A 23,167-nucleotide genomic window follows, 5' to 3' on the forward strand; every position below is an offset into this window, starting at 1 on the left:
GGGGGGATGGCAACGAACCTAGGCGCGCGGGGCGGCGTCTTCGATGGACGGATCCCGGCGGTCGTGGTGTTTTCGGAAGCCCCCCGGGGTCCGGCCGGTCTCCCGGCGGAAGAAGCGGCAGAAGTAGGCGGGATCCGCGAAGCCGACCCGGGTCGCGACCTGCCGTATCGACAGTTCCGTACTGACGAGGAGGCGTTGGGCCTCACGGGTGCGGGCCTCGCGCAGGAGTGCTGCGGGGGTACGGCCGGTGGCGGCCCGGACGGCCTCGGCGAGGTGGCCGGAGCTGACCCCGAGCCGCTCGGCGCACTCCCGTACGGACAGCCCCTCGGCCCCGGCCCGCCCGGCGAGCCGGACGAATTCCTCGGCGAGCCCCCGTGCGGGCGCAGGCCGGGCGGCGGCTCCGGGCAGCCGGGCGGCCCGCACCAGGAGCACGTGGAGCAGGGAGCGCAGCACCCCGGCGAATCCGTCGGCCCCGCAGCGGTACTCCTCGGCGAGCTCCGCCATCAGCAGCGAGGTCCGCTCGTGGGAGGCGCCGTCGAGGCCCACCCAGGGCCGCTCGCCGAGCCTCCGCAGCAGGTCCTCGTCCCCGGCGCCGCCGAGCAGGAACTCGGGCGTGAACAGCACGAGCGAGCCCTCCAGGCCCCGCACGCCCTCCCAGTGGTGCACCTGTCCGGGCAGGATCACCCCCAGTTGCGGCGGCCGCACCTCGTACCGCTCGACGTCGAGCACGTGCACGCCGCTGCCCTCCACCACGTGGACGATCTCGTAGAAGGTGTGCCGGTGCGGGAACGCGGCCCGCGACATCGGCCCCATGGCGTCGAACCCGCCCGCCGCGAAGGGCACCTCCCCCGGCGTCCGGACCTCCAGCCGGTGGACGGGCGGCTCCCCGCCCCGGGGGGCGGGACAGGGGGTCCCCGGTAAGACCGTCGTCCCGCGCATCGTCCGCCTCCCGCCTGGTCCAGACCATTCGGTCGTCCACGATGCCATGCGCCGCGGGCGGTGTCAGGAACGCGAAGGGCCCGGCTCGCCCCCGAGCCGGGCCCTTCGCGCGTGCCGTCCGGGCTACCGGACGAACGTGCTCGCCTGGTTCGCCAGGTCCAGGAAGTACTGCGGGGCGAGGCCGAGGGCCAGGGTGACCACGACGCCCGCCGTGATCGTGATGCTCGTCAGGGCCGAGGGCACGGCGACCGTGGGGCCGTCCGCCTTCGGCTCGCTGAAGAACATGAGCACGATGACCCGGATGTAGAAGAACGCGGCGATCGCCGAGGAGATCACGCCGACCACCACGAGGGCGCCCGCGCCGCCGTCCGCCGCCGCCTTGAAGACCGCGAACTTCCCGGAGAAGCCGGAGGTCAGCGGGATGCCGGCGAAGGCGAGGAGGAAGACCGCGAAGACGGCCGCGACCAGGGGCGAACGGCGGCCCAGACCGGCCCACTTGGACAGGTGGGTGGCCTCGCCGCCCGCGTCCCGGACCAGGGTGACGACGGCGAACGCGCCGATCGTCACGAAGGAGTACGCCCCCAGGTAGAAGAGGACGGACGAGATCCCGCTCGGGGTCGCGGCGATGACGCCCGCGAGCAGGAAGCCCGCGTGCGCGATCGACGAGTACGCCAGGAGCCGCTTGATGTCCGTCTGGGTGATGGCGACGATCGCACCGCCCAGCATGGTGACGACGGCGACGCCCCACATGACCGGGCGCCAGTCCCAGGTGAGGCCCGGGAGCACCACGTACAGCAGGCGGAGCAGCGCGCCGAACGCGGCGACCTTGGTCGCGGCGGCCATGAAGCCGGTGACCGGCGTCGGGGCGCCCTGGTAGACGTCCGGGGTCCACATGTGGAACGGCACGGCGCCGATCTTGAAGAGGAGCCCCATGAGGACCATGGCGAAGCCGATGAGCAGCAGCGCGTCGTTGCCCATGGTGTCGGCGAGCGCCGGGTCGACGGCGCCGATGGAGCCGTCGACGACGCGGGCGATCGTGGCGTACGAGACGGAGCCCGCGTAGCCGTAGAGCAGGGCGATCCCGAAGAGCAGGAAGGCCGAGGAGAAGGCGCCGAGCAGGAAGTACTTGACGGCCGCCTCCTGCGACATCAGCCGCTTGCGGCGGGCGACGGCGCAGAGCAGGTACAGCGGGAGGGAGAAGACCTCCAGGGCGACGAAGAGCGTCAGGAGGTCGTTGGCCGCCGGGAAGACCAGCATGCCGGAGATCGCGAAGAGCGCGAGCGGGAAGACCTCGGTGGTGGTGAAGCCCGCCTTGACGGCGGCCTTCTCCTGGTCGCTGCCGGGGACGGCGGCGGCCTCGGCGGCGAAGGAGTCGACCCTGTGGCCGTGGTCGGCCGGGTCGAGCCTGCGCTCGGCGAAGGTGAAGACCGCCACGAGGGAGGCGAGGAGGATGGTGCCCTGGAGGAAGAGGGCGGGTCCGTCGACGGCGACGGCCCCCATGGCCGCGATGTGGGCCTTGGTGGAGCCGTAACCGCCCGCCGCCAGGCCGACGATCGCGGCGAAGGCGGCGACGAGCGCGAGGACCGACAGGAAGACCTGGCTGTGGTAGCGGGCCTTGCGGGGCACGAAGGCCTCGACGAGGACGCTGACGAGCGCGGCGCCGAGCACGATGAGCACGGGTGAGAGCTGCGTGTACTCGATGTGGGGCGCCGGGATCTTGTCCAGCGGCCCGGCAGCTGTCGTCCACAAGCTGTGGACAGCCATGGAACTCACTTGGCCGCCTCCACGTTCTGAATCTGGGGCTGGGGGTCCTTCTGCCGGACGTCGGACAGGGTGTGCCGCACGGCCGGGTTGACGACGTCCGTCAGCGGCTTCGGGAAGACCCCGAGGAAGATCAGGACGGCGATCAGCGGGACGACCACGGCCAGCTCGCGCGCCCGCAGGTCGGGCAGCGCCCGGACCTCCTCCTTCACCGGCCCGGTCATCGTCCGCTGGTACAGGACGAGGGTGTAGAGCGCGGCGAGGACGATGCCGGTGGTGGCGACGATCCCGGCCACCGGGTACCGGGCGAACGTGCCGACCAGCACCAGGAACTCGCTGACGAACGGGGCGAGTCCGGGCAGCGAGAGGGTCGCGAGGCCGCCGATCAGGAAGGTGCCGGCGAGCACCGGGGCCACCTTCTGCACGCCGCCGTAGTCGGCGATGAGCCGCGAGCCGCGCCGGGAGATCAGGAAGCCGGCGACGAGCATGAGCGCGGCCGTCGAGATGCCGTGGTTGACCATGTAGAGCGTGGCGCCCGACTGGCCCTGGCTGGTCATCGCGAAGATGCCCAGGATGATGAAGCCGAAGTGCGAGATCGAGGCGTAGGCGACCAGTCGCTTGATGTCCCGCTGGCCGACCGCGACCAGCGCGCCGTACACGATGCTGATCAGGGCGAGGACGACGATCGCGGGCGTCGCCCACTTCGACGCCTCGGGGAAGAGCCCGAGGCAGAAGCGGAGCATCGCGAAGGTGCCGACCTTGTCGACGACGGCGGTGATGAGGACGGCGACCGGGGCGGTGGCCTCCCCCATCGCGTTCGGCAGCCAGGTGTGCAGCGGCCAGAGCGGCGCCTTCACGGCGAAGGCGAAGAAGAAGCCGAGGAACAGCCACCGCTCGGTGCTGGTCGCCATCTCCAGCGAGCCGTTCGCCCGGGCCTCGGCGATCTCGGTGAGCGAGAAGTTCCCCGCGACCACGTAGAGCCCGATGACGGCGGCCAGCATGATCAGGCCGCCGACGAGGTTGTAGAGGAGGAACTTGACCGCCGCGTACGACCGCTGGGCCGCCGCGTTCTCGTCGGAGCCGCTGTGGGCGCGGTCGCCGAAGCCGCCGATGAGGAAGTACATCGGGATGAGCATGGCTTCGAACAGGATGTAGAAGAGGAAGACGTCGGTGGCCTCGAAGGAGAGGATCACCATCGCCTCGACCATGAGGATCAGGGCGAAGAAGCCCTGCGTCGGCCGCCACCGCTTGGAGGATGTCTCCAGCGGGTCGGCGTCGTGCCAGCCGGCCAGGATCACGAAGGGGATCAGCAGGGCGGTGAGCGCGATGAGCGCCACGCCGATGCCGTCGACGCCGAGTTCGTACCGGACGCCGAAGTCCTTGATCCAGGAGTACGACTCGACGAACTGGTAGCGGTCGCCGCCCGGCTCGAAGCCCGCGAAGACGACGGCGGCGAGCACGAGGGTGGCGAGCGAGACGAGCAGTGCCAGCCACTTGGCGGCGGTGCGCCGGGCGGCGGGGACGGCGGCGGTGAGGACCGCGCCGGCCGCCGGCAGCAGCGCCGTCGCCGTGAGGAGCGGGAAGCCCGCGTTGACCACTGGGGACATGGGAGTCACACCGCCCTCATCAGCAGGGTCGCGGCGATCAGCACCGCCGTACCTCCGAACATGGAGACCGCGTACGTGCGGGCGTAGCCGTTCTGGAGCTTGCGCAGCCGGCCGGAGAGTCCTCCGACGGCGGCCGCGGTGCCGTTGACGACGCCGTCGACCAGGCTGTGGTCGACGTAGACCAGCGAGCGGGTCAGGTGCGTGCCGCCGGTGACGAAGACGGCGTGGTTGAAGTCGTCCTGGAGCAGGTCGCGGCGGGCGGCCCGGGTGAGCAGCGAGCCGCGCGGGGCGACCACCGGGACGGGCCGGCGGCCGTACTGGAGGTACGCGAGGCCGACGCCGATCACCATGACGGCGACGGTGGCGGCGGTGACGGCGGCGGCGCTGACCGGCGAATGGCCGTGCTCGAAGCCGGTGACCGGCTCCAGCCACTCGACGAAGCCGGCGAACTCGAAGACGGCGCCTGCGGCGACCGAGCCGACGGCCAGCAGGATCATCGGGATGACCATGGACTTGGGCGACTCGTGCGGGTGGGGCATGGCGCCCGCCGCGTGCTCGGCGGCCGGCTCGGCGCTGGGCGCCTGGTCGGCGTCCGGCGCCGGCTGCCAGCGCTTCTCGCCGAAGAAGGTCATCAGCATCACGCGGGTCATGTAGTACGCGGTGATGGCGGCGCCGAGCAGGGTGACCGCGCCGAGGATCCAGCCCTCGGTGCCGCCCTTGGCGAAGGCCGCCTCGATGATCTTGTCCTTGGAGAAGAAGCCGGACAGGCCCGGGAATCCGATGATCGCGAGGTAGCCGAGGCCGAAGGTGACGAAGGTGACCGGCATGTACTTCCGCAGGCCGCCGTACTTCCGCATGTCGACCTCGTCGTTCATGCCGTGCATGACCGAACCGGCGCCGAGGAACAGCCCGGCCTTGAAGAAGCCGTGCGTCACCAGGTGCATGATCGCGAAGACGTAGCCGATGGGGCCGAGGCCGGCCGCCAGGATCATGTATCCGATCTGCGACATCGTCGAGCCGGCGAGGGCCTTCTTGATGTCGTCCTTGGCGCAACCGACGATCGCACCGAAGAGGAGCGTGACCGCGCCGACCACGGTGACCACGAGCTGGGCGTCCGGCGCCGCGTCGAAGATGTCGGCCGAGCGGACGATCAGATAGACACCGGCGGTCACCATCGTGGCCGCGTGGATGAGGGCCGAGACCGGGGTCGGGCCCTCCATCGCGTCCCCGAGCCAGGACTGCAGCGGCACCTGGGCCGACTTGCCGCAGGCGGCGAGGAGCAGCATCAGGCCGATCGCGGTCAGCTTGCCCTCGGACGCCTGCCCGCTCGCCTCGAACACCGGCCCGAAGGCGAAGGTGCCGAAGGTGGTGAACATGAGCATGATGGCGATCGAGAGGCCCATGTCGCCGACCCGGTTGACCAGGAAGGCCTTCTTCGCGGCGGTGGCCGCGGTGGGCTTGTGCTGCCAGAAGCCGATCAGGAGGTACGAGGCGAGGCCGACGCCCTCCCAGCCGAAGTACAGCAGCAGGTAGTTGTCGGCGAGGACGAGCAGGAGCATCGCCGCGACGAACAGGTTGAGGTAGCCGAAGAACCGGCGGCGGCGCTCGTCGTGCTCCATGTATCCGATGGAGTAGACGTGGATGAGCGTGCCGACCCCGGTGATCAGCAGGACGAAGGTCATCGACAGCTGGTCGAGCCGGAACGCCATGTCCGCCTGGAAGCCCTCGACGGGGATCCAGGTGTAGAGCGTCTGGTGCAGGGCCCGGTCGTCGGCGCTCTTGCCGAGCATGTCCGCGAAGAGCACCAGGCCGATCACGAAGGAGACGGCCGCGAGCAGCGTGCCGAGCCAGTGCCCGGACTTGTCGAGCCGCCGCCCGCCGAGGAGCAGGACGAGTGCTCCGAGCAGAGGTGCCGCGATGAGCAGCGCAATCAGATTGTCCACGGTTCCGCCCCTTACAGCTTCATCAGGCTGGCGTCGTCGACCGAGGCCGAGTGGCGGGCACGGAAGACGGACACGATGATCGCGAGCCCGACGACGACCTCCGCGGCGGCGACGACCATCGTGAAGAAGGCGATGATCTGGCCGTCGAGGTTGCCGTGCATGCGGGAGAACGTGACGAACGCGAGGTTGCAGGCGTTGAGCATGAGCTCGACGCACATGAAGACGACGATCGCGTTGCGCCGGATCAGCACCCCGGCCGCACCGATGGTGAACAGCAGGGCGGCGAGGTACAGGTAGTTGACGGGATTCACCGGGTGGCCTCCTCTTCGTCCCGGTCGCGGCCGAGCCGCTCCTCGGAGCGCTGCTCCAGGGCCTTGAGGTCGGCCATCGCCTCGGTGGACACGTCCCGGATCTGGCCGCGCTTGCGCAGGGTCCCCATGACGGTGAGGTCCGCCGCGGTGCCGTCGGGCAGCAGACCGGCGATGTCCACGGCGTTGTGCCGGGCGTACACGCCGGGCGCGGGCAGCGGCGGCACGTGCTTGCCCTCGCGGACGCGCTGCTCGGACAGCTCGCGCTGGGTGCGGGCCCGCTCGGTCCGCTCCCGGTGGGTGAGCACCATCGCGCCGACGGCCGCCGTGATCAGCAGCGCGCCGGTGATCTCGAAGGCGAAGACGTACTTGGTGAAGATGAGGGCGGCGAGGCCCTCGACGTTCCCGCCGTGGGCGCTGTTGGCCGTGCCGAGGCCGGCGAACTCCGTCAGCGAGGCGTTCCCGATGCCGGCGGCGAGCAGGATGCCGAAGCCGAGGCCGCAGGCGACGGCCAGCCACCGCTGGCCCTTGAGGGTCTCCTTCAGCGAGTCCGCGGCGGTGACGCCGACCAGCATGACGACGAAGAGGAAGAGCATCATGATCGCGCCGGTGTAGACGACGATCTGGACGATGCCGAGGAAGTACGCGCCGTTCGCCAGGTAGAAGACCGCGAGGACGATCATCGTGCCGGCGAGGGAGAGCGCCGAGTGCACGGCCTTCCTCATCAGGATCGTGGACAGCGCGCCGACGACGGCGACGGTGCCGAGGACCCAGAACTGGAAGGCCTCACCGGTGGAAGTGGCGTAGGCCGCGAGGTTCGCGCTCATGCGTCCGCCCCCTCCGGCTCGCCCTTCTCCCCCTTGGACACGGCGACCTGACGGACCGTGCCGGGCGCCGCCTCGGTGACGAGCCCCCGGTAGTAGTCCTGCTCGGTCATGCCCGGGAAGATCGCGTGCGGGGTGTCGACCATGGTCTCCTCCAGGCCCGCGAGGAGCTGCTCCTTGGTGTAGATCAGGGCCTCGCGGGAGGAGTCGGCCAGCTCGAACTCGTTGGTCATCGTCAGCGCGCGCGTGGGGCACGCCTCGATGCACAGTCCGCAGAGGATGCAGCGGGCGTAGTTGATCTGGTAGACCCGGCCGTACCGCTCGCCCGGCGAGTAGCGCTCCTCGTCGGTGTTGTCCGCACCCTCGACGTAGATGGCGTCGGCGGGACAGGCCCAGGCGCACAGCTCGCAGCCGACGCACTTCTCCAGGCCGTCGGGGTGACGGTTGAGCTGGTGCCGGCCGTGGAAGCGGGGTGCCGTCGTCTTCTGCTGCTCCGGGTACTGCTCGGTCAGCCGCTTCTTGAACATGGCCTTGAAGGTCACGCCGAAGCCGGCCACCGGATTCTGGAAATCAGACACCGTCCGTCTCCTTTCCATCACTCGCAGTAGCAGTATCGGGGGCGCCACTGACAACGAGGTCCCGGTCGTACCGCGACCTGCGCCGCGGCACGGGCGGCAGGGACTGTCCGGGCTTGGGCGGTACGGGGAAGCCGCCCGCCATCGGGTCGAAGGCCCGCTCGTCGGCGGGGCCGGCCGCGGCCTCCTTCGCCTTCCGGTCGCGCAGCGCGTCCACCACGAAGGAGAGGAGGAGCAGGGCGAGGACGGCACCGGCCACGTACAGCACGATGTTGGAGAAGGCGATGTTCTCGTTCCGCAGCGCGCGGACGGTGGCGACCAGCATCAGCCAGACCACGGCGACCGGGATGAGGACCTTCCAGCCGAGCTTCATCAGCTGGTCGTAGCGGACGCGGGGCAGGGTGCCGCGGAGCCAGATGAAGAAGAACAGCAGCAGCTGCACCTTCACCACGAACCAGAGCATCGGCCACCAGCCGTGGTTGGCGCCCTCCCAGAAGGAGGAGATCGGGTACGGGGCCCGCCAGCCGCCCAGGAAGAGGGTCACCGACACGGCCGAGACCGTCACCATGTTCACGTACTCGGCGAGCATGAACATCGCGAACTTGATGGACGAGTACTCGGTGTTGAAGCCGCCGACGAGGTCGCCCTCGGACTCCGGCATGTCGAACGGGGCGCGGTTGGTCTCGCCGACCATCGTGACGATGTAGATGATGAACGACACCGGCAGCAGGATCACGAACCAGCGGTCCGCCTGCGCCTCCACGATCTTCGAGGTCGACATCGACCCGGAGTAGAGGAAGACGGAGGCGAAGGCCGCGCCCATGGCGATCTCGTACGAGATCATCTGCGCGCAGGACCGCAGGCCGCCGAGCAGCGGGTACGTGGATCCGGAGGACCAGCCGGCGAGGACGATGCCGTAGATGCCGACGGAGGCGACCGCGAGGACGTACAGCATCGCGATCGGCAGGTCGGTGAGCTGCATCGCGGTCCGGTGCCCGAAGATCGAGACCTCGTTGCCGGCCGGGCCGAAGGGGATCACGGCGATCGCCATGAAGGCGGGGATCGCGGCGACGACCGGCGCGAGGACGTAGACGACCTTGTCGGCCCGCCGGACGATCACGTCCTCCTTGAGCATCAGTTTGATGCCGTCCGCGAGGGACTGGAGGAGACCCCAGGGGCCGTGCCGGTTGGGGCCGATGCGCAGCTGCATCCAGGCGACGACCTTGCGCTCCCACACGATGGAGAAGAGCACGGTGATCATCAGGAAGGCGAAGCAGAAGACGGCCTTGACCAGCACGAGCCACCAGGGGTCCGTGCCGAACATGGACAGGTCTTCGGCGGCGAGGACGTTCGGGGTCATGCCTGCACCTCCTGCGGGGTCGCCGGGCCGATGCGGACCAGGGAGCCGGGGCGGGCGCCGGTGTCGGAGAGGACGCCCCGGCCCGCCGAGTTCAGCGGGAGCCAGACGACCCGGTCGGGCATCTCGGTGACCTGGAGCGGGAAGGCGACCGAGCCTGCGGGGCCGGTCACCTCCAGGAGGTCGCCGTCCTTGACGCCGGTGTCGGCGGCGGTGGCGGCGGAGAGCCGGGCGACCGCCGCGTGCCGGGTGCCGGCCAGGGCGGCGTCGCCCTCCTGGAGCCTGCCGAGGTCGAGGAGGAGCCGGTGTCCGGCGAGGACGGCCTCGCCGTCGCCGGGCCGGGGCGCCGGACGGCCGGGCGAGGCGGGCTCGGTCGCCCGCTCCTCGGTCCAGCCGCCGAGCCGGTCCATCTCCCGCCGCACGGACCGCAGGTCGGGCAGGCCGAGGTGGGCGTCGAGGGCGTCGGCCAGCATGTGGAGCACGCGGGCGTCGGTCGGCGCGAGGGGCCGGGTCATCTGCTCGGGCTTGAGCGCGGCCTCGAAGAGCCGGGCCCTGCCCTCCCAGTCGAGGAAGGTGCCGGCCTTCTCGGCGACGGCCGCGACCGGCAGGATCACGTCGGCGCGCTCGGTGACCTCGCCGGGCCGCAGCTCCAGGGAGACCACGAACGCCGTGTCGAGGGCCTCACGCGCGCGTGCCGGGTCCGGCAGGTCGGCGACCTCGACGCCGGCGACGAGCAGCGCGGCGAGCTCGCCGGCGGCCGCGGCCTCCACGATCTGGCCGGTGTCGCGGCCGTAGCGGTGCGGGAGCTCGCGGACGCCCCAGGCGGCGGCGACCTCCTCACGCGCGCGGGGATCGGTGGCGGGCCGGCCGCCGGGCAGCAGCGCGGGGAGCGCCCCCGCCTCGACGGCGCCGCGCTCGCCGGAGCGGCGCGGGATCCACACGAGGCGGGCGCCGGTGGCGGCCGAGGCGCGCAGGGCGGCGGTGAGCGCGCCGGGCACGCCCGCGAGCCGCTCGCCGACGGCGAGGACGGCGCCCTCCCGGCGGAGGGCCTCGGCCGCGGCGGCGCCCTCCTCGGAGAGGCCGACCCGGGAGGTGAGGGCGTCGAGCCACTCGGTCTCGGTGCCGGGGGCGGCGGGCAGCAGGGTGCCGCCCGCCTTCGTCAGGCCCCGGGTGGCGAACGGGGCGACCGCGTAGGTCCTCTGGCCGTGCTTGCGCCAGGCCTTGCGGAGCCGCAGGAAGACGGCGGGGGCCTCCTCCTCGGACTCCAGGCCGACGAGGAGCACGGCCGGCGCGGCCTCCAGGGAGGTGTACGTGACGCCCGTGCCGTCCAGGTCGCGTCCCCGGCCGGCGACGGCGGAGGCCAGGAAGTCGGCCTCCTCGCCGGAGTGGATCCGGGCCCGGAAGTCGATGTCGTTGGTGTCGAGGGCGACCCGGGCGAACTTGGCGTACGCGTAGGAGTCCTCGACGGTCAGCCGCCCGCCGGTCAGGACGCCGGTCCGGCCGCGGACGAGCCCGCGGGCGGCGGCCTCCAGGGCCTCGGGCCAGGAGGCGGCCTCCAGTTCACCGGACTCGGGGTTCCGGACGAGGGGGGTGGTCAGCCGGTCGCGCTGCTGGGCGTACCGGAAGCCGAAGCGGCCCTTGTCGCAGATCCACTCCTCGTTGACCTCCGGGTCCTCGGCGGCGAGCCGCCGCATGACCTTGCCGCGCCGGTGGTCGGTGCGGGTGGCGCAGCCGCCGGCGCACTGCTCGCAGACGGACGGCGAGGAGACCAGGTCGAAGGGGCGGGAGCGGAAGCGGTAGGCGGCCGAGGTGAGGGCGCCGACCGGGCAGATCTGGATGGTGTTGCCGGAGAAGTACGACTCGAAGGGGTCGCCCTCGCCGGTGCCGACCTGCTGGAGCGCGCCGCGCTCGACGAGCTCGATCATCGGGTCGCCGGCGATCTGGTTCGAGAAGCGGGTGCAGCGGGCGCACAGGACGCACCGCTCGCGGTCGAGCAGCACCTGGGTGGAGATCGCGACCGGCTTCTCGTAGGTCCGCTTGACGCCCTCGAAGCGGGACTCGGCCTGTCCGTGGGACATGGCCTGGTTCTGCAGGGGGCACTCGCCGCCCTTGTCGCAGACCGGGCAGTCCAGCGGGTGGTTGATGAGCAGCAGCTCCATCACGCCGTGCTGGGCCTTCTCGGCGACGGGCGAGGTGAGCTGCGACTTCACCACCATGCCGTCGGTGCAGGTGATGGTGCAGGAGGCCATGGGCTTGCGCTGCCCCTCGACCTCGACGATGCACTGGCGGCAGGCGCCGGCGGGGTCGAGGAGCGGGTGGTCGCAGAAGCGCGGGATCTCGATGCCGAGCTGTTCGGCGGCGCGGATGACCAGCGTCCCCTTGGGGACGGAGATCTCGGCGCCGTCGATGGTCAGCGTCACGAGGTCCTCGGGCGGTACCGGCGCGCTGCCGCCGCCGCTGGGGGTGGACGCGATGACGGTCATGCGGTCACCTCCTTGTGGTTGTCCGCCCAGGCGGTCGACTTGGCCGGGTCGAAGGGGCAGCCCCGGCCCGTGATGTGCTGTTCGTACTCCTCGCGGAAGTACTTCAGCGAGGAGAAGATCGGCGAGGCGGCGCCGTCGCCGAGGGCGCAGAACGACTTGCCGTTGATGTTGTCGGCGATGTCGTTGAGCTTGTCGAGGTCGGACATCGCGCCCTTCCCGGCCTCGATGTCGCGAAGCAGCTGGACGAGCCAGTACGTGCCCTCGCGGCAGGGCGTGCACTTGCCGCAGGACTCGTGGGCGTAGAACTCGGTCCAGCGGGTGACGGCCCGGACGACGCAGGTGGTCTCGTCGAAGCACTGGAGCGCCTTGGTGCCGAGCATGGAGCCGGCGGCGCCGACGCCCTCGTAATCGAGGGGCACGTCGAGGTGCTCGTCGGTGAACATGGGGGTGGAGGAGCCGCCGGGGGTCCAGAACTTGAGCCGGTGGCCGGGGCGCATGCCGCCGCTCATGTCGAGGAGCTGGCGCAGGGTGATGCCGAGGGGGGCCTCGTACTGGCCGGGCGAGGCGACGTGCCCGCTGAGCGAGTACAGCGTGAAGCCCGGGGACTTCTCGGTCCCCATCGACGTGAACCAGTCCTTGCCCCTGTTGAGGATCGCGGGAACCGAGGCGATGGATTCGACGTTGTTCACCACGGTGGGGCAGGCGTACAGACCGGCGACCGCGGGGAAGGGGGGGCGCAGCCGGGGCTGGCCGCGGCGCCCTTCGAGCGAGTCGAGCAGCGCGGTCTCCTCGCCGCAGATGTACGCGCCGGCGCCGGCGTGGACGGTGAGTTCGAGGTCGAGTCCGCTGCCGAGGACGTTCGTGCCGAGGTAGCCGGCGGCGTAGGCCTCGCGGACGGCCTCGTGGAGGCGGCGCAGGACGGGGACGACCTCGCCGCGCAGGTAGATGAAGGCGTGGTTCGAGCGGATCGCGTAGCAGGCGATCACGATGCCCTCGATGAGGGAGTGCGGGTTGGCGAAGAGGAGGGGGATGTCCTTGCAGGTGCCGGGTTCGGACTCGTCGGCGTTGACGACGAGGTAGTGCGGCTTGCCGTCGCCCTGCGGGATGAACTGCCACTTCATGCCGGTGGGGAAGCCGGCGCCGCCGCGTCCGCGGAGGCCGGATTCCTTGACGTACGCGATGAGGTCGTCGGGGCTCATCGCGAGGGCCTTCCTGAGGCCCCGGTAGCCCTCGTGGCGCTCGTAGGTCTCCAGGGTCCAGGAGTCGGGCTGGTCCCAGAAGGCCGACAGGACGGGCGCCAGGAGCTTCTCGGGGCTGCTGTTGTTGATCTCGGCGGCCAAGGTCATTCCTCCCCCTCCTGTCCGGAGGTCTCACCACGCGGGTGGACGATTCGGTGGTGCGGCTTCTCGCCCTTCGCCAGGCGCAGGCCCACGAGGGAGGCCGGGCCCGCGCCGCCGGTGGCCTCGACGGCGCCGGGGCGCTCGTCGGGGAAGCCGGCGAGGATGCGGGCGGTCTCCTTGAAGGTGCAGAGCGGGGCGCCGCGGGTGGGCTCGACGGTGCGTCCGGCCCGGAGGTCGTCGACCATCTTCTTGGCGGACTCGGGCGTCTGGTTGTCGAAGAACTCCCAGTTGACCATCACGACGGGTGCGAAGTCGCAGGCCGCGTTGCACTCGATGTGTTCGAGGGTGATCTTGCCGTCGGCCGTGGTCTCGTCGTTGCCGACGCCGAGGTGCTGCTTGAGCTCCTCGAAGATGGCGTCGCCGCCCATGACCGCGCAGAGCGTGTTGGTGCAGACGCCGACCTGGTAGTCGCCGGAGGGCTTGCGCCGGTACATCGTGTAGAAGGTGGCGACGGCGGTGACCTCGGCGGTGGTCAGGCCGAGCATGTCGGCGCAGAACTGCATGCCGGTGCGGGTCACGTGGCCCTCCTCCGACTGCACGAGGTGCAGCATCGGCAGGAGCGCGGAGCGGGAGCCCGGGTAGCGGTCGATGATCGCCCGGGCGTCCTCCTCCAGGCGGGCGCGGACGTCCGCCGGGTACTCGGGGGCGGGGAGCTGGGGCATGCCCAGGCTGATCTGGTCGGTCATCGGTCGACGCCTCCCATCACGGGGTCGATGGAGGCGACGGCGACGATGACGTCGGCGACCTGGCCGCCCTCGCACATCGCGGCCATGGCCTGGAGGTTGGTGAAGGACGGGTCGCGGAAGTGGACCCGGTAGGGGCGGGTGCCGCCGTCGGAGACGACGTGGACGCCGAGCTCGCCCTTGGGCGATTCGACGGCCGCGTAGGCCTGCCCCGCGGGGACCCGGAAGCCCTCGGTGACCAGCTTGAAGTGGTGGATCAGGGCCTCCATGGAGGTGCCCATGATCTTCGCGATGTGGTCGGTGGAGTTGCCGAGGCCGTCCGTGCCGAGGGCGAGCTGCGCCGGCCAGGCGATCTTCTTGTCGCCGACCATGACCGGTCCGGGGGCCAGGCGGTCGAGGCACTGCTCGACGATCCGCAGGGACTGCCGCATCTCCTCCAGGCGGACGAGGAAGCGTCCGTAGGAGTCGCAGGTGTCGGCGGTCGGGACGTCGAAGTCGTAGTTCTCGTAGCCGCAGTACGGGTCGGTCTTCCGCAGGTCGTGCGGGAGGCCCGCCGACCGGAGGATCGGCCCGGTGGCGCCGAGGGCCATGCAGCCGGTGAGGTCGAGGTAGCCGACGTCCTGCATGCGGGCCTTGAAGATGGGGTTGCCGGTGGCGAGCTTGTCGTACTCCGGCAGGTTCTTCTTCATGGTCTTCACGAACTCGCGGACGGCGTCGACGGCGCCGGGCGGGAGGTCCTGGGCGAGGCCGCCGGGGCGGATGAACGCGTGGTTCATCCGCAGGCCGGTGATCAGCTCGTACAGGTCCAGGATCATCTCGCGGTCCCGGAAGCCGTAGATCATGATCGTGGTGGCGCCGAGCTCCATGCCGCCGGTGGCGATGCAGACCAGGTGCGAGGAGAGCCGGTTGAGCTCCATCAGCATCACGCGGATGACGCTGGCGCGGTCCGGGATCTGGTCGGTGATGCCGAGGAGCTTCTCCACGCCCAGGCAGTACGCCGTCTCGTTGTAGAACGAGGTGAGGTAGTCCATGCGCGTGACGAAGGTGGTGCCCTGCGTCCAGGTCCGGTACTCGAGGTTCTTCTCGATGCCGGTGTGGAGGTAGCCGATGCCGCAGCGCGCCTCGGTGACGGTCTCGCCGTCGATCTCCAGGATGAGGCGGAGCACGCCGTGGGTGGACGGGTGCTGGGGACCCATGTTGACGATGATGCGCTCGTCGTCGGCCTTCGCGGCGGACTGGACGACCTCTTCCCAGTCTCCGCCGGTCACCGTGTAGACGGCGCCCTCGGTGGTCTCGCGTGCGGACGACGCGTCGGTGCTGTTCACGAGTACGACCTCCGCTGGTCCGGAGCCGGGATCTGGGCGCCCTTGTACTCGACGGCGATGCCGCCGAGGGGGTAGTCCTTGCGCTGCGGGTGGCCCTGCCAGTCGTCCGGCATCATGATCCGGGTGAGGGCGGGGTGGCCGTCGAAGACGATGCCGAAGAAGTCGTACGTCTCGCGCTCGTGCCAGTCGTTCGTCGGGTAGACGGCGACGAGGGACGGGATGCGCGGGTCGGCGTCGGGGGCCGAGACCTCCAGGCGGATCAGCCGGCCGTGGGTCAGCGAGCGCAGGTGGTAGACGGCGTGCAGCTCGCGGCCCTTGTCGGCCGGGTAGTGGACGCCGGAGACGCCGGTACAGAGCTCGAAGCGCAGGGCCGGGTCGTCGCGCAGGGTGCGGGCCACGCGGACGAGGTGCTCGCGCTCGATGTGGAAGGTGAGCTCGCCGCGGTCGACGACCGTCTTCTCGAGGGCGTTCTCGGGCAGGAGGCCCTGTTCCTCCAGGGCGCCCTCGAGCTCGTCGGCGACCTCGTCGAACCAGCCGCCGTACGGGCGGGCGGCCGGTCCGGGGAGCCGGATCGAGCGGACCAGGCCGCCGTAGCCGGAGGTGTCGGCCCCGCTCTGGGCGCCGAACATGCCGCGCTGGACGCGGACCTCCTCGCCGTGGTCACCGCGCTGGCCCGGCAGGTTCTGGGCGCTGAGTTCCTTGTCGGGGTTGGGTGTCTCGTCACTCAACGGAGCAGACCCTTCAACTCGATCGTCGGCAGCGCCTTGAGCGCCGCCTCCTCCGCCTCGCGGGCCGCCTCCTCGGCGTTCACGCCGAGCTTGGAGGACTGGATCTTCTGGTGGAGCTTGAGGATCGCGTCCAGGAGCATCTCCGGACGCGGCGGGCAGCCGGGCAGGTAGATGTCGACCGGCACGATGTGGTCGACGCCCTGCACGATCGCGTAGTTGTTGAACATGCCGCCCGAGGAGGCGCAGACGCCCATGGAGATGACCCACTTGGGGTTGGGCATCTGGTCGTAGACCTGCCTCAGGACGGGCGCCATCTTCTGGCTGACCCGCCCGGCCACGATCATCAGGTCGGCCTGGCGCGGCGAGCCGCGGAAGACCTCCATGCCGAAGCGGGCCAGGTCGTACCGGCCGGCTCCGGTGGTCATCATCTCGATGGCGCAGCAGGCGAGGCCGAAGGTCGCGGGGAACACGGACGCCTTGCGCACCCAGCCCGCGGCCTGTTCGACCGTCGTCAGCAGAAAGCCGCTGGGGAGTTTCTCTTCGAGTCCCATGAGTGTGCCTCTCAGCCCCTCAGTCCCATTCCAGGCCGCCGCGTCGCCACACGTACGCGTAGGCGACGAAGACGGTGAGCACGAAGAGCAGCATCTCCACGAGCCCGAAAAGCCCCAGGGCGTCGAAGGTGACGGCCCAGGGGTAGAGGAAGACGATCTCGATGTCGAAGACGATGAAGAGCATCGCCGTCAGGTAGTACTTGATCGGGAAGCGACCGCCCCCGGCGGGAGTGGGCGTCGGTTCGATGCCGCACTCGTACGCCTCAAGCTTTGCCCTGTTGTACCTCTTTGGCCCGATAAGCGTGGCCATGACCACGGAGAAGATCGCAAACCCCGCACCCAGGGCACCGAGCACGAGGACGGGCGCGTACGCATTCACGCTCCTCGCTCCTTCCAGTCGTCCTTGACCGTTGGACCGCACCGCCGGGTCGTGGAAGATCGCCCCCATGTGAGGCAGTTCACAAGCCCGGTTGCCCCGCATCTTATGCCTGCCCCTCTGTGATCTGCGACACGGGGTGCAGCGCGGACTTTGTGATCTCCACCACCAGGCGAAGGATCATGAAGTCGGATGAGCAGTGATCTTGTTGCGCGAAGCACGCAGGTGATCACCAGATGTGACATCCGGACCGGAAATCGCTGCTCGGGAGGGGTGTCGCTCTATCAAGAGATGCCCAGTGCAGGCAAATTGGCGATGGACGCGTCCGGGTGATAAAGGAACCGCCCTTCGCCCGGTAGGGGGTTGGCGCGTACGGAGGTGGACGCGTGCGCGTTTTCACGAGCAACGTGTGACCTGCGTCACGTCACGGAAGCTTCAAAAGAAGAGGGCTTGGCCATCGGCGTCAAGAGGTGGTAAGCGTCGGGCAATTCGGGCTTTTCAATGAAAACCCGTGATCAAGGGCTGGATGGGCCGTGCCCGATTTGCCCGTTACGGCGTCAATAAGGTTGCGACGGGGGCGGATTCACGGATTCCAAACGCAACTGTGGCGCACCCCACGTTTCTTGAAGGGAACCGTCGCGCCCTGATAGCGGTTGTTCCCATGTCCCACACCGCTCACATACCCAGCCACCGGAAGCCCCGCCGCAGCGCCTCGAAGCTCGCGCTCCGCGCCGGAGTTGCCGGTGGCGTCCTCGGCACCATCGCGGTGGCCGGTGCTGCCGGGCCGGCGAACGCCGAGCCGGTGACCGAGACCATCGAAATGCCCGCCCTGGGCTCCCTCGACGCCGCCGGCGGCCTCGCCAGCGCCGTCGCCGCCTCCGCCGAGGCCTCCCAGCAGGAGGCGCTCGACCAGAGCCTCCGGTCCCAGGAGGACGCGGCGCTGCAGAAGGCCGCCAAGGAGGCCAAGAAGGCCAGGGCCGAGGCCGACCGCAAGGCCGCGGCCGAGCGCGCCGAGGAGGCCCGCCTCAAGGCCGAGCAGGAGCGCCAGGAGGCCGCGGCACGCGCCTCCCGCGACACCGTCCGCACCCAGCTCTCCGCCCAGAGCTCCTCGAACGACGGCGGCTCGTCGTCGGACAGCGGCTCCACCGCCTCGGACAGCGGCAGCCAGACGCAGGCCCCCACCGGCTCCGCCGCCGCGATCGTGGCCTTCGCCAAGGCCCAGATCGGCGACGCGTACGTCTCCGGCGGCACCGGCCCCAACTCCTGGGACTGCTCCGGCCTCGTCCAGGCCGCCTACCGCGCGGCCGGCATCGACCTGCCCCGCATCTCGTACGAGCAGTCGAGCATGGGCACCTCCGTCTCCCTGAGCGACCTGCAGCCGGGCGACATCCTGTACTGGGGCAGCCGCAGCGGCTCGTACCACGTCGCCATCTACGTCGGCGGCGGCCAGTACGTGGGCGCGCAGAACCCCTCCAGCGGCGTGGTCCAGCACTCCATGGACTGGGACACCCCCTCGGGCGCGGTCCGCATCCTCTGACCCGTCCCACGGCATGGCCAAGGGCCGTCACTCCTCGGGGGAGCGACGGCCCTTCGGCGTACCGGGGACCAGCCGCGCAGCGCCTCGGCCGGTTCGATGCGCGAGGCGCGCCGGGCCGGGTGCGGCCCGGCGACGACTCCCGTGACCAGGCCGACGACCGGGGCCGCGACGACCGTGCCCGTGTGCACCACCGGCGTCCGGTCCCGCACCGGCGCCACCGCGATCACCGTGGACGCGCCGAGCCCCGTGCCCACGCGCCCGCCCATCGTGCCCGGAGCGCCCGGTTCCATGAGGAACCGGACGGTGACGTGGCGCCCGCGTGCCCCGGCCCCCGGTGACCCGGCAGTCCGCCGGGGCCGTCGAGCGCTGCGCCTGGGGCCGCTCAGGCCTTCGGCGCCACCTTCGACAGTCCGTTGATGATGCGGTCCATGGCGTCGCCGCCCGTCGGGTCCGTGAGGTTCGCCAGCATCTTGAGGGTGAACTTCATCAGCAGCGGGTGGGTCAGACCGCGCTGGGTCGCGATCTTCATGATCTTCGGGTTGCCGATGAGCTTCACGAAGGCGCGGCCCAGCGTGTAGTAGCCGCCGTAGGTGTCCTTGAGGACCTGCGGGTAGTTCCGCAGGGCCAGCTCGCGCTGGGCGGGCGTCGCGCGCGCGTGCGCCTGGACGATGACGTCGGCCGCGATCTGGCCCGACTCCATGGCGTACGCGATGCCCTCGCCGTTGAACGGGTTGACCAGGCCGCCCGCGTCGCCGACCAGCAGCAGGCCCTTGGTGTAGTGCGGCTGGCGGTTGAACGCCATCGGCAGGGCCGCGCCGCGGATCGGCTGCGTCATGTTCTCCGGGGTGTAGCCCCAGTCCTCCGGCATGGAGGCGCACCAGGCCTTGAGGACCTCGCGCCAGTCCAGCTCCCGGAACGCCTTCGAGGAATTGAGGATGCCGAGGCCGACGTTGGACGTGCCGTCGCCCATCGGGAAGATCCAGCCGTAGCCGGGCAGCAGGCGGTCCTGCGGGCCGCGCCGGTCCCACAGCTCCAGCCAGGACTCCAGGTAGTCGTCGTCGTGGCGGGGGCTCGTGAAGTACGTCCGGACCGCCACGCCCATCGGCCGGTCCTCGCGCCGGTGCAGGCCCATGGCGAGGGAGAGCCGGGTGGAGTTGCCGTCGGCGGCGACGACGAGCGGGGCGTGGAAGGTGACCTCGCGCTTCTCCTCACCGAGCTTGGCGTGGACGCCGGTGATCCGGCCCGTGCGGTCGTCGATGATCGGCGCGCCGACGTTGCAGCGCTCGTACAGCCGGGCGCCGGCCTTCTGCGCCTGACGGGCGAGCTGCTCGTCGAAGTCGTCGCGCTTGCGGACGAGTCCGTAGTCCGGGTACGAGGCGAGCTCCGGCCAGTCGAGCTCCAGGCGGACGCCGCCGCCGATGATCCGCAGGCCCCGGTTCCGCAGCCAGCCGGCCTCTTCGGAGATGTCGATGCCCATGGCGACGAGCTGCTTGGTGGCGCGCGGCGTGAGGCCGTCGCCGCAGACCTTCTCGCGGGGGAAGGCGGTCTTCTCCAGGAGCAGGACGTCGAGTCCGGCCTTGGCCAGGTAGTACGCGGTGGTGGAGCCGGCCGGGCCTGCCCCGACGACGATCACATCTGCGGTGTGCTCGGAGAGGGGCTGCTCGGTCACGGCGGGTCTCCCGGAGGGGTCGAGGGAAGGAGGGGGGAAGTTCATGGGCGGAGGGGCGCGGGTCAGGCCTTGAAGCCCCGGTGGAGGGCCACGATGCCGCCCGTCAGGTTCCGGTGGGCCACCTTCGACCAGCCGGCCTTCTGCATCATGCCCGCCAGGGTCGGCTGGTCCGGCCAGGACTGGATGGACTCCGCGAGGTACACGTACGCGTCGGGGTTGGAGGACACGGCGCGGGCCACCGGCGGCAGCGCGCGCATCAGGTACTCCTCGTACACCGTGCGGAACGGTGCCCAGGTGGGGTGCGAGAACTCGCAGATGACGATCCGGCCGCCGGGCTTCGTCACGCGGTGCAGCTCGCGCAGCGCCCGGCCGGTGTCCTGGATGTTCCGCAGCCCGAAGGAGATGGTGACCGCGTCGAAGACGTCGTCGCGGAACGGCAGGTTCATGCCGTCGCCCGCGGTGAACGGCATCCACGGGTGGTTCTTCTTGCCGACCCGCAGCATCCCCAGGGAGAAGTCGCACGGGACGACGTACGCCCCCGCCCTCACGAACGGCTGCGAGGAGGTCGCGGTCCCGGCGGCCAGGTCGAGGATCTTCTGCGCGGGCCGCGCGTCGACCGCCTTCGCGACCTCCTTGCGCCAGCGCCGGTCCTGCCCCAGGGAGAGCACGTCGTTGGTGAGGTCGTAGTTCGCCGCCACGTCGTCGAACATCGAGGCGACTTCGTGCGGCTGCTTGTCCAGGGATGCTCGGCTCACCCGGCCATTGTGGCAGCCACCCCCCGGGCGGCCGGGGACCGGCCCCGGCGCCCGGGGGATTTCCGGGAATCGGCTTCGGCCTTTTCCGGCCGGGCGCGCTCGAGGAAGGGCGACAGCGCTGGCGAAGGGAGCGAGACGCCGTCACCGCCCGGCTCGGACGTCGGGTTCGAGGAGTTCGCCCGATCCGCGCGGACGCGGCCGTACCGCACCGCGTGCCTCCTGTGCGGAGACGCGGGGACCGCCCGCGACCTCGGCGCCGGACCGGCTGCTCGCCGTCGTGCGCGACGCCCGCTGCACCGATCTGCTGAAGCACGCGGACGCGCACCCGGTGCAGAAGAGGGGCGTCCCGGTCCGGGGCGGGTGAGCCGGGCCCCGGCTACCGGCGCCGGTGGACCAGGCGCCCGCCGAGGACGGTGGCGACGCAGGTCGACGCGCCGAGGCGGACCAGGGCCGCCCGGTCGGGGACGTCGAAGACGGCGAACCGGGCGGGGCCGCCCGGCGCCAGGGCGGGCAGCAGGATCAGCGGCGCCGGGGAGAGGGACGGCGTCCCGGGCGGGGACGGGGGCCGCTGCCCGACGGCGAGACCGGCCCGGCGCACCGCGTCCTGCGCGGCCCGGCCGCGCAGTTCGCCGGCGACCGCGACCGTGCCGTGCGCCAGCATCCGCTGCACCCCGCGCCGGGCACTGGCGCCGAGCCGCGCCGGGTCGGCGCGGAAGATCGCCCGCGCCCGCTCCCCCGTGATCGGCTCGGTGCCGAACTCCGCCGCCTCCCGGGGGTCCGGGTGGTAGGTCTGTTCGAGCAGCTCGGGGCCGTACGGGTTGAGCAGCCCGGGGGTGAGGATGCCGGGCCACCGCCGCACCCGCGCCTCGGGGCGGGCGGCGGCCAGGTCCTCGTACGGGCCGACGGCGGCGACGAGGGCGCCGTCGACGAGGACGGCGCTCTCGGGCGTCGCCTCGGCGACGTGGAGGGTCAGCACCGGCGCGTCAGTGGGCGTCGAGGAGCTTCAGCTCGGGGTGCGCCGTGCCCCCGGCGATGGCGGTGGACGAGATGTGCGAGGCGACGCGCTCGTCGACCGGGTCGTTCGCCGGGTCGTCGTGGACCACGATGTGCTCGTACGTCGTGGTGCGCTGCGCGGGGACGCGGTCGGCCGTGCGGATCATGTCGATCATCTCGCGCAGGTTGGAGCGGTGCCTGGCTCCGGCGGAGGAGACGACGTTCTCCTCCAGCATGATCGAGCCGAGGTCGTCCGCGCCGTAGTGCAGGGTCAGCTGGCCGATCTCCTTGCCCGTGGTGAGCCACGAGCCCTGGATGTGGGCGACGTTGTCGAGGAAGAGCCGGGCGATCGCGATCATGCGCAGGTACTCGAAGATCGTGGCCTGCGTCCGGCCCTTGAGGTGGTTGTTCTCCGGCTGGTACGTGTACGGGATGAAGGCCCGGAAGCCGCCCGTCCGGTCCTGCACGTCACGGATCATGCGCAGGTGCTCGATCCGCTCGGCGTTGGTCTCGCCGGTGCCCATCAGCATGGTGGAGGTGGACTCGACGCCCAGCTTGTGGGCGGTCTCCATGATCTCCAGCCAGCGCTCGCCGCTCTCCTTGAGCGGGGCGATGGCCTTGCGCGGCCGCTCGGGGAGCAGCTCGGCGCCGGCGCCCGCGAAGGAGTCGAGGCCGGCCGCGTGGATGCGGGTGATGGCCTCCTCGACGGAGACGCCGGAGATGCGGGCCATGTGCTCGACCTCGGAGGCGCCGAGGGAGTGGATGACCAGCTGCGGGAAGTCCTTCTTGATGGCGGCGAAGTGCTTCTCGTAGTACTCGACGCCGTAGTCCGGGTGGTGGCCGCCCTGGAACATGATCTGGGTGCCGCCGAGCTCCACGGTCTCCGCGCAGCGGCGCAGGATGTCGTCGAGGTCCCGGGTCCAGCCCTTCGCGGTGTCCTTCGGGGCGGCGTAGAACGCGCAGAACTTGCACGCCGTCACGCAGACGTTCGTGTAGTTGATGTTCCGCTCGATGATGTACGTCGCGATGTGCTCGGTCCCCGCGTACCGGCGGCGGCGCACCGCGTCGGCGGCGGCGCCCAGTGCGTGCAGGGGCGCCGAGCGGTAGAGGTCGAGCGCCTCCTCGGGGGTGATCCGGCCACCCGCGGCGGCGCGGTCGAGAACAGACTGGAGTTCGGCCTTCTCGGTCACCGGGTGCGTCCCTTTCGGAGGGGTTATGACAGACCGAGCCAGCCTACGCCAGCGCTTCCGGCGACTTCCGCAGGGTGCGGTTCCGCGCCCGCCGGGGGCCGGGGCGGGTGGACGGCGGGCGGGGCGCCGGGGAGGGACGGGCGGGGGTCCGGCGAATATCCGG

The 23,167-nt window shown here is 71.0% G+C and carries 20 protein-coding genes; 1 reads left to right on the top strand and 19 read right to left on the bottom strand.

Features of this window, described 5'->3' with window-relative positions; all coding sequences use genetic code 11:
* Nucleotides 1–18: 18 nt before the first annotated feature.
* From IE180_RS15980 to IE180_RS16050, 15 genes are all read right to left on the bottom strand, one after another.
* Entirely contained in the window at nt 19–939 is a 921-nt protein-coding gene (locus tag IE180_RS15980) for an AraC family transcriptional regulator (RefSeq protein ID WP_190157523.1), read from the bottom strand.
* 123 nt (nt 940–1,062) lie between these two features.
* Nucleotides 1,063–2,712, bottom strand: a complete 1,650-nt coding sequence (gene nuoN, locus IE180_RS15985; protein ID WP_190157524.1) for an NADH-quinone oxidoreductase subunit NuoN — start codon at nt 2,710–2,712, stop codon at nt 1,063–1,065.
* On the bottom strand, nt 2,709–4,307 hold the full coding sequence (locus IE180_RS15990) for an NADH-quinone oxidoreductase subunit M (RefSeq protein WP_190157525.1): 1,599 nt from the start codon (nt 4,305–4,307) through the stop codon (nt 2,709–2,711). Before IE180_RS15990 ends, nuoN begins: the two co-directional genes overlap by 4 nt.
* Nucleotides 4,308–4,312: 5 nt before the next feature.
* A complete protein-coding gene (gene nuoL, locus IE180_RS15995) occupies nt 4,313–6,250 on the bottom strand; it encodes an NADH-quinone oxidoreductase subunit L (RefSeq protein WP_190157526.1) in 1,938 nt (645 codons plus the stop codon).
* Nucleotides 6,251–6,261: 11 nt separating this feature from the next.
* On the bottom strand, nt 6,262–6,561 hold the full coding sequence (gene nuoK, locus IE180_RS16000; protein WP_017239464.1) for an NADH-quinone oxidoreductase subunit NuoK: 300 nt from the start codon (nt 6,559–6,561) through the stop codon (nt 6,262–6,264).
* Nucleotides 6,558–7,385 (bottom strand): NADH-quinone oxidoreductase subunit J, encoded by an 828-nt coding sequence (locus IE180_RS16005; RefSeq protein ID WP_190157527.1) that lies wholly within the window; start codon nt 7,383–7,385, stop codon nt 6,558–6,560. The genes nuoK and IE180_RS16005 overlap by 4 nt, the downstream gene beginning before the upstream one ends.
* The gene (nuoI, locus tag IE180_RS16010) at nt 7,382–7,978 is read right to left on the bottom strand and encodes an NADH-quinone oxidoreductase subunit NuoI (protein ID WP_190157528.1); all 597 of its coding nucleotides are present in this window, start codon (nt 7,976–7,978) and stop codon (nt 7,382–7,384) included. The genes IE180_RS16005 and nuoI overlap by 4 nt, the downstream gene beginning before the upstream one ends.
* Nucleotides 7,953–9,317: an NADH-quinone oxidoreductase subunit NuoH gene (gene nuoH, locus IE180_RS16015; protein WP_190157529.1), complete on the bottom strand. Its 1,365-nt coding sequence runs from the start codon at nt 9,315–9,317 to the stop codon at nt 7,953–7,955. The genes nuoI and nuoH overlap by 26 nt, the downstream gene beginning before the upstream one ends.
* Nucleotides 9,314–11,797 carry an NADH-quinone oxidoreductase subunit G gene (locus tag IE180_RS16020; protein WP_190157530.1) on the bottom strand — a complete coding sequence of 828 codons (2,484 nt, stop codon included), beginning with the start codon at nt 11,795–11,797 and terminating at the stop codon, nt 9,314–9,316. The genes nuoH and IE180_RS16020 overlap by 4 nt, the downstream gene beginning before the upstream one ends.
* Nucleotides 11,794–13,143 (bottom strand): NADH-quinone oxidoreductase subunit NuoF, encoded by a 1,350-nt coding sequence (gene nuoF, locus IE180_RS16025; protein ID WP_190157531.1) that lies wholly within the window; start codon nt 13,141–13,143, stop codon nt 11,794–11,796. The genes IE180_RS16020 and nuoF overlap by 4 nt, the downstream gene beginning before the upstream one ends.
* A complete protein-coding gene (gene nuoE / locus IE180_RS16030; protein WP_190157532.1) occupies nt 13,140–13,883 on the bottom strand; it encodes an NADH-quinone oxidoreductase subunit NuoE in 744 nt (247 codons plus the stop codon). Before nuoE ends, nuoF begins: the two co-directional genes overlap by 4 nt.
* On the bottom strand, nt 13,880–15,205 hold the full coding sequence (locus IE180_RS16035; RefSeq protein ID WP_190157533.1) for an NADH-quinone oxidoreductase subunit D: 1,326 nt from the start codon (nt 15,203–15,205) through the stop codon (nt 13,880–13,882). Before IE180_RS16035 ends, nuoE begins: the two co-directional genes overlap by 4 nt.
* Nucleotides 15,202–15,933: an NADH-quinone oxidoreductase subunit C gene (locus IE180_RS16040; protein WP_190157534.1), complete on the bottom strand. Its 732-nt coding sequence runs from the start codon at nt 15,931–15,933 to the stop codon at nt 15,202–15,204. The genes IE180_RS16035 and IE180_RS16040 overlap by 4 nt, the downstream gene beginning before the upstream one ends.
* A complete protein-coding gene (locus IE180_RS16045) occupies nt 15,930–16,484 on the bottom strand; it encodes a NuoB/complex I 20 kDa subunit family protein (RefSeq protein WP_030318842.1) in 555 nt (184 codons plus the stop codon). The genes IE180_RS16040 and IE180_RS16045 overlap by 4 nt, the downstream gene beginning before the upstream one ends.
* A gap of 19 nt (nt 16,485–16,503) precedes the next feature.
* On the bottom strand, nt 16,504–16,863 hold the full coding sequence (locus IE180_RS16050; protein ID WP_019888619.1) for an NADH-quinone oxidoreductase subunit A: 360 nt from the start codon (nt 16,861–16,863) through the stop codon (nt 16,504–16,506).
* A 658-nt stretch (nt 16,864–17,521) separates the two neighbouring features.
* On the opposite strand from IE180_RS16050, the gene IE180_RS16055 reads away from it, so the two are divergent.
* Entirely contained in the window at nt 17,522–18,397 is an 876-nt protein-coding gene (locus tag IE180_RS16055) for a C40 family peptidase (RefSeq protein WP_190157535.1), read from the top strand.
* Nucleotides 18,398–18,779: 382 nt separating this feature from the next.
* On the opposite strand, the gene IE180_RS16060 is transcribed toward IE180_RS16055, so the two are convergent.
* The 4 genes from IE180_RS16060 to mqnC all read right to left on the bottom strand — a co-directional run bounded on the left by IE180_RS16060 (nt 18,780) and on the right by mqnC (nt 23,004).
* Nucleotides 18,780–20,066, bottom strand: coding sequence for a geranylgeranyl reductase family protein (locus IE180_RS16060; protein WP_506005092.1), 1,287 nt, complete (start codon nt 20,064–20,066; stop codon nt 18,780–18,782).
* 62 nt (nt 20,067–20,128) lie between these two features.
* On the bottom strand, nt 20,129–20,821 hold the full coding sequence (locus tag IE180_RS16065; protein WP_190157537.1) for a demethylmenaquinone methyltransferase: 693 nt from the start codon (nt 20,819–20,821) through the stop codon (nt 20,129–20,131).
* 376 nt (nt 20,822–21,197) lie between these two features.
* Nucleotides 21,198–21,797, bottom strand: coding sequence for an amidohydrolase family protein (locus IE180_RS16070; RefSeq protein ID WP_190157538.1), 600 nt, complete (start codon nt 21,795–21,797; stop codon nt 21,198–21,200).
* 7 nt (nt 21,798–21,804) lie between these two features.
* Complete coding sequence (mqnC, locus tag IE180_RS16075; RefSeq protein ID WP_190157539.1) at nt 21,805–23,004, bottom strand: cyclic dehypoxanthinyl futalosine synthase; 1,200 nt, start codon at nt 23,002–23,004, stop codon at nt 21,805–21,807.
* Nucleotides 23,005–23,167 lie beyond the last annotated feature (163 nt).

The sequence above is a fragment of the Streptomyces litmocidini genome, assembly GCF_014649755.1.
In the GTDB taxonomy this organism is placed as follows: domain Bacteria; phylum Actinomycetota; class Actinomycetes; order Streptomycetales; family Streptomycetaceae; genus Streptomyces; species Streptomyces litmocidini.

Excerpts from the sequence above, each read along its gene's own strand:
- IE180_RS15980 (WP_190157523.1), bottom strand. The coding sequence starts at position 939 with ATGCGCGGGACGACGGTCTTACCGGGGACCCCCTGTCCCGCCCCCCGG.
- IE180_RS15990 (WP_190157525.1), bottom strand. The coding sequence starts at position 4,307 with ATGTCCCCAGTGGTCAACGCGGGCTTCCCGCTCCTCACGGCGACGGCG.
- IE180_RS16005 (WP_190157527.1), bottom strand. The coding sequence starts at position 7,385 with ATGAGCGCGAACCTCGCGGCCTACGCCACTTCCACCGGTGAGGCCTTC.
- nuoI (WP_190157528.1), bottom strand. The coding sequence starts at position 7,978 with ATGGAAAGGAGACGGACGGTGTCTGATTTCCAGAATCCGGTGGCCGGC.
- nuoH (WP_190157529.1), bottom strand. The coding sequence starts at position 9,317 with ATGACCCCGAACGTCCTCGCCGCCGAAGACCTGTCCATGTTCGGCACG.
- IE180_RS16020 (WP_190157530.1), bottom strand. The coding sequence starts at position 11,797 with ATGACCGTCATCGCGTCCACCCCCAGCGGCGGCGGCAGCGCGCCGGTA.
- nuoF (WP_190157531.1), bottom strand. The coding sequence starts at position 13,143 with ATGACCTTGGCCGCCGAGATCAACAACAGCAGCCCCGAGAAGCTCCTG.
- nuoE (WP_190157532.1), bottom strand. The coding sequence starts at position 13,883 with ATGACCGACCAGATCAGCCTGGGCATGCCCCAGCTCCCCGCCCCCGAG.
- IE180_RS16045 (WP_030318842.1), bottom strand. The coding sequence starts at position 16,484 with ATGGGACTCGAAGAGAAACTCCCCAGCGGCTTTCTGCTGACGACGGTC.
- IE180_RS16055 (WP_190157535.1), top strand. The coding sequence starts at position 17,522 with ATGTCCCACACCGCTCACATACCCAGCCACCGGAAGCCCCGCCGCAGC.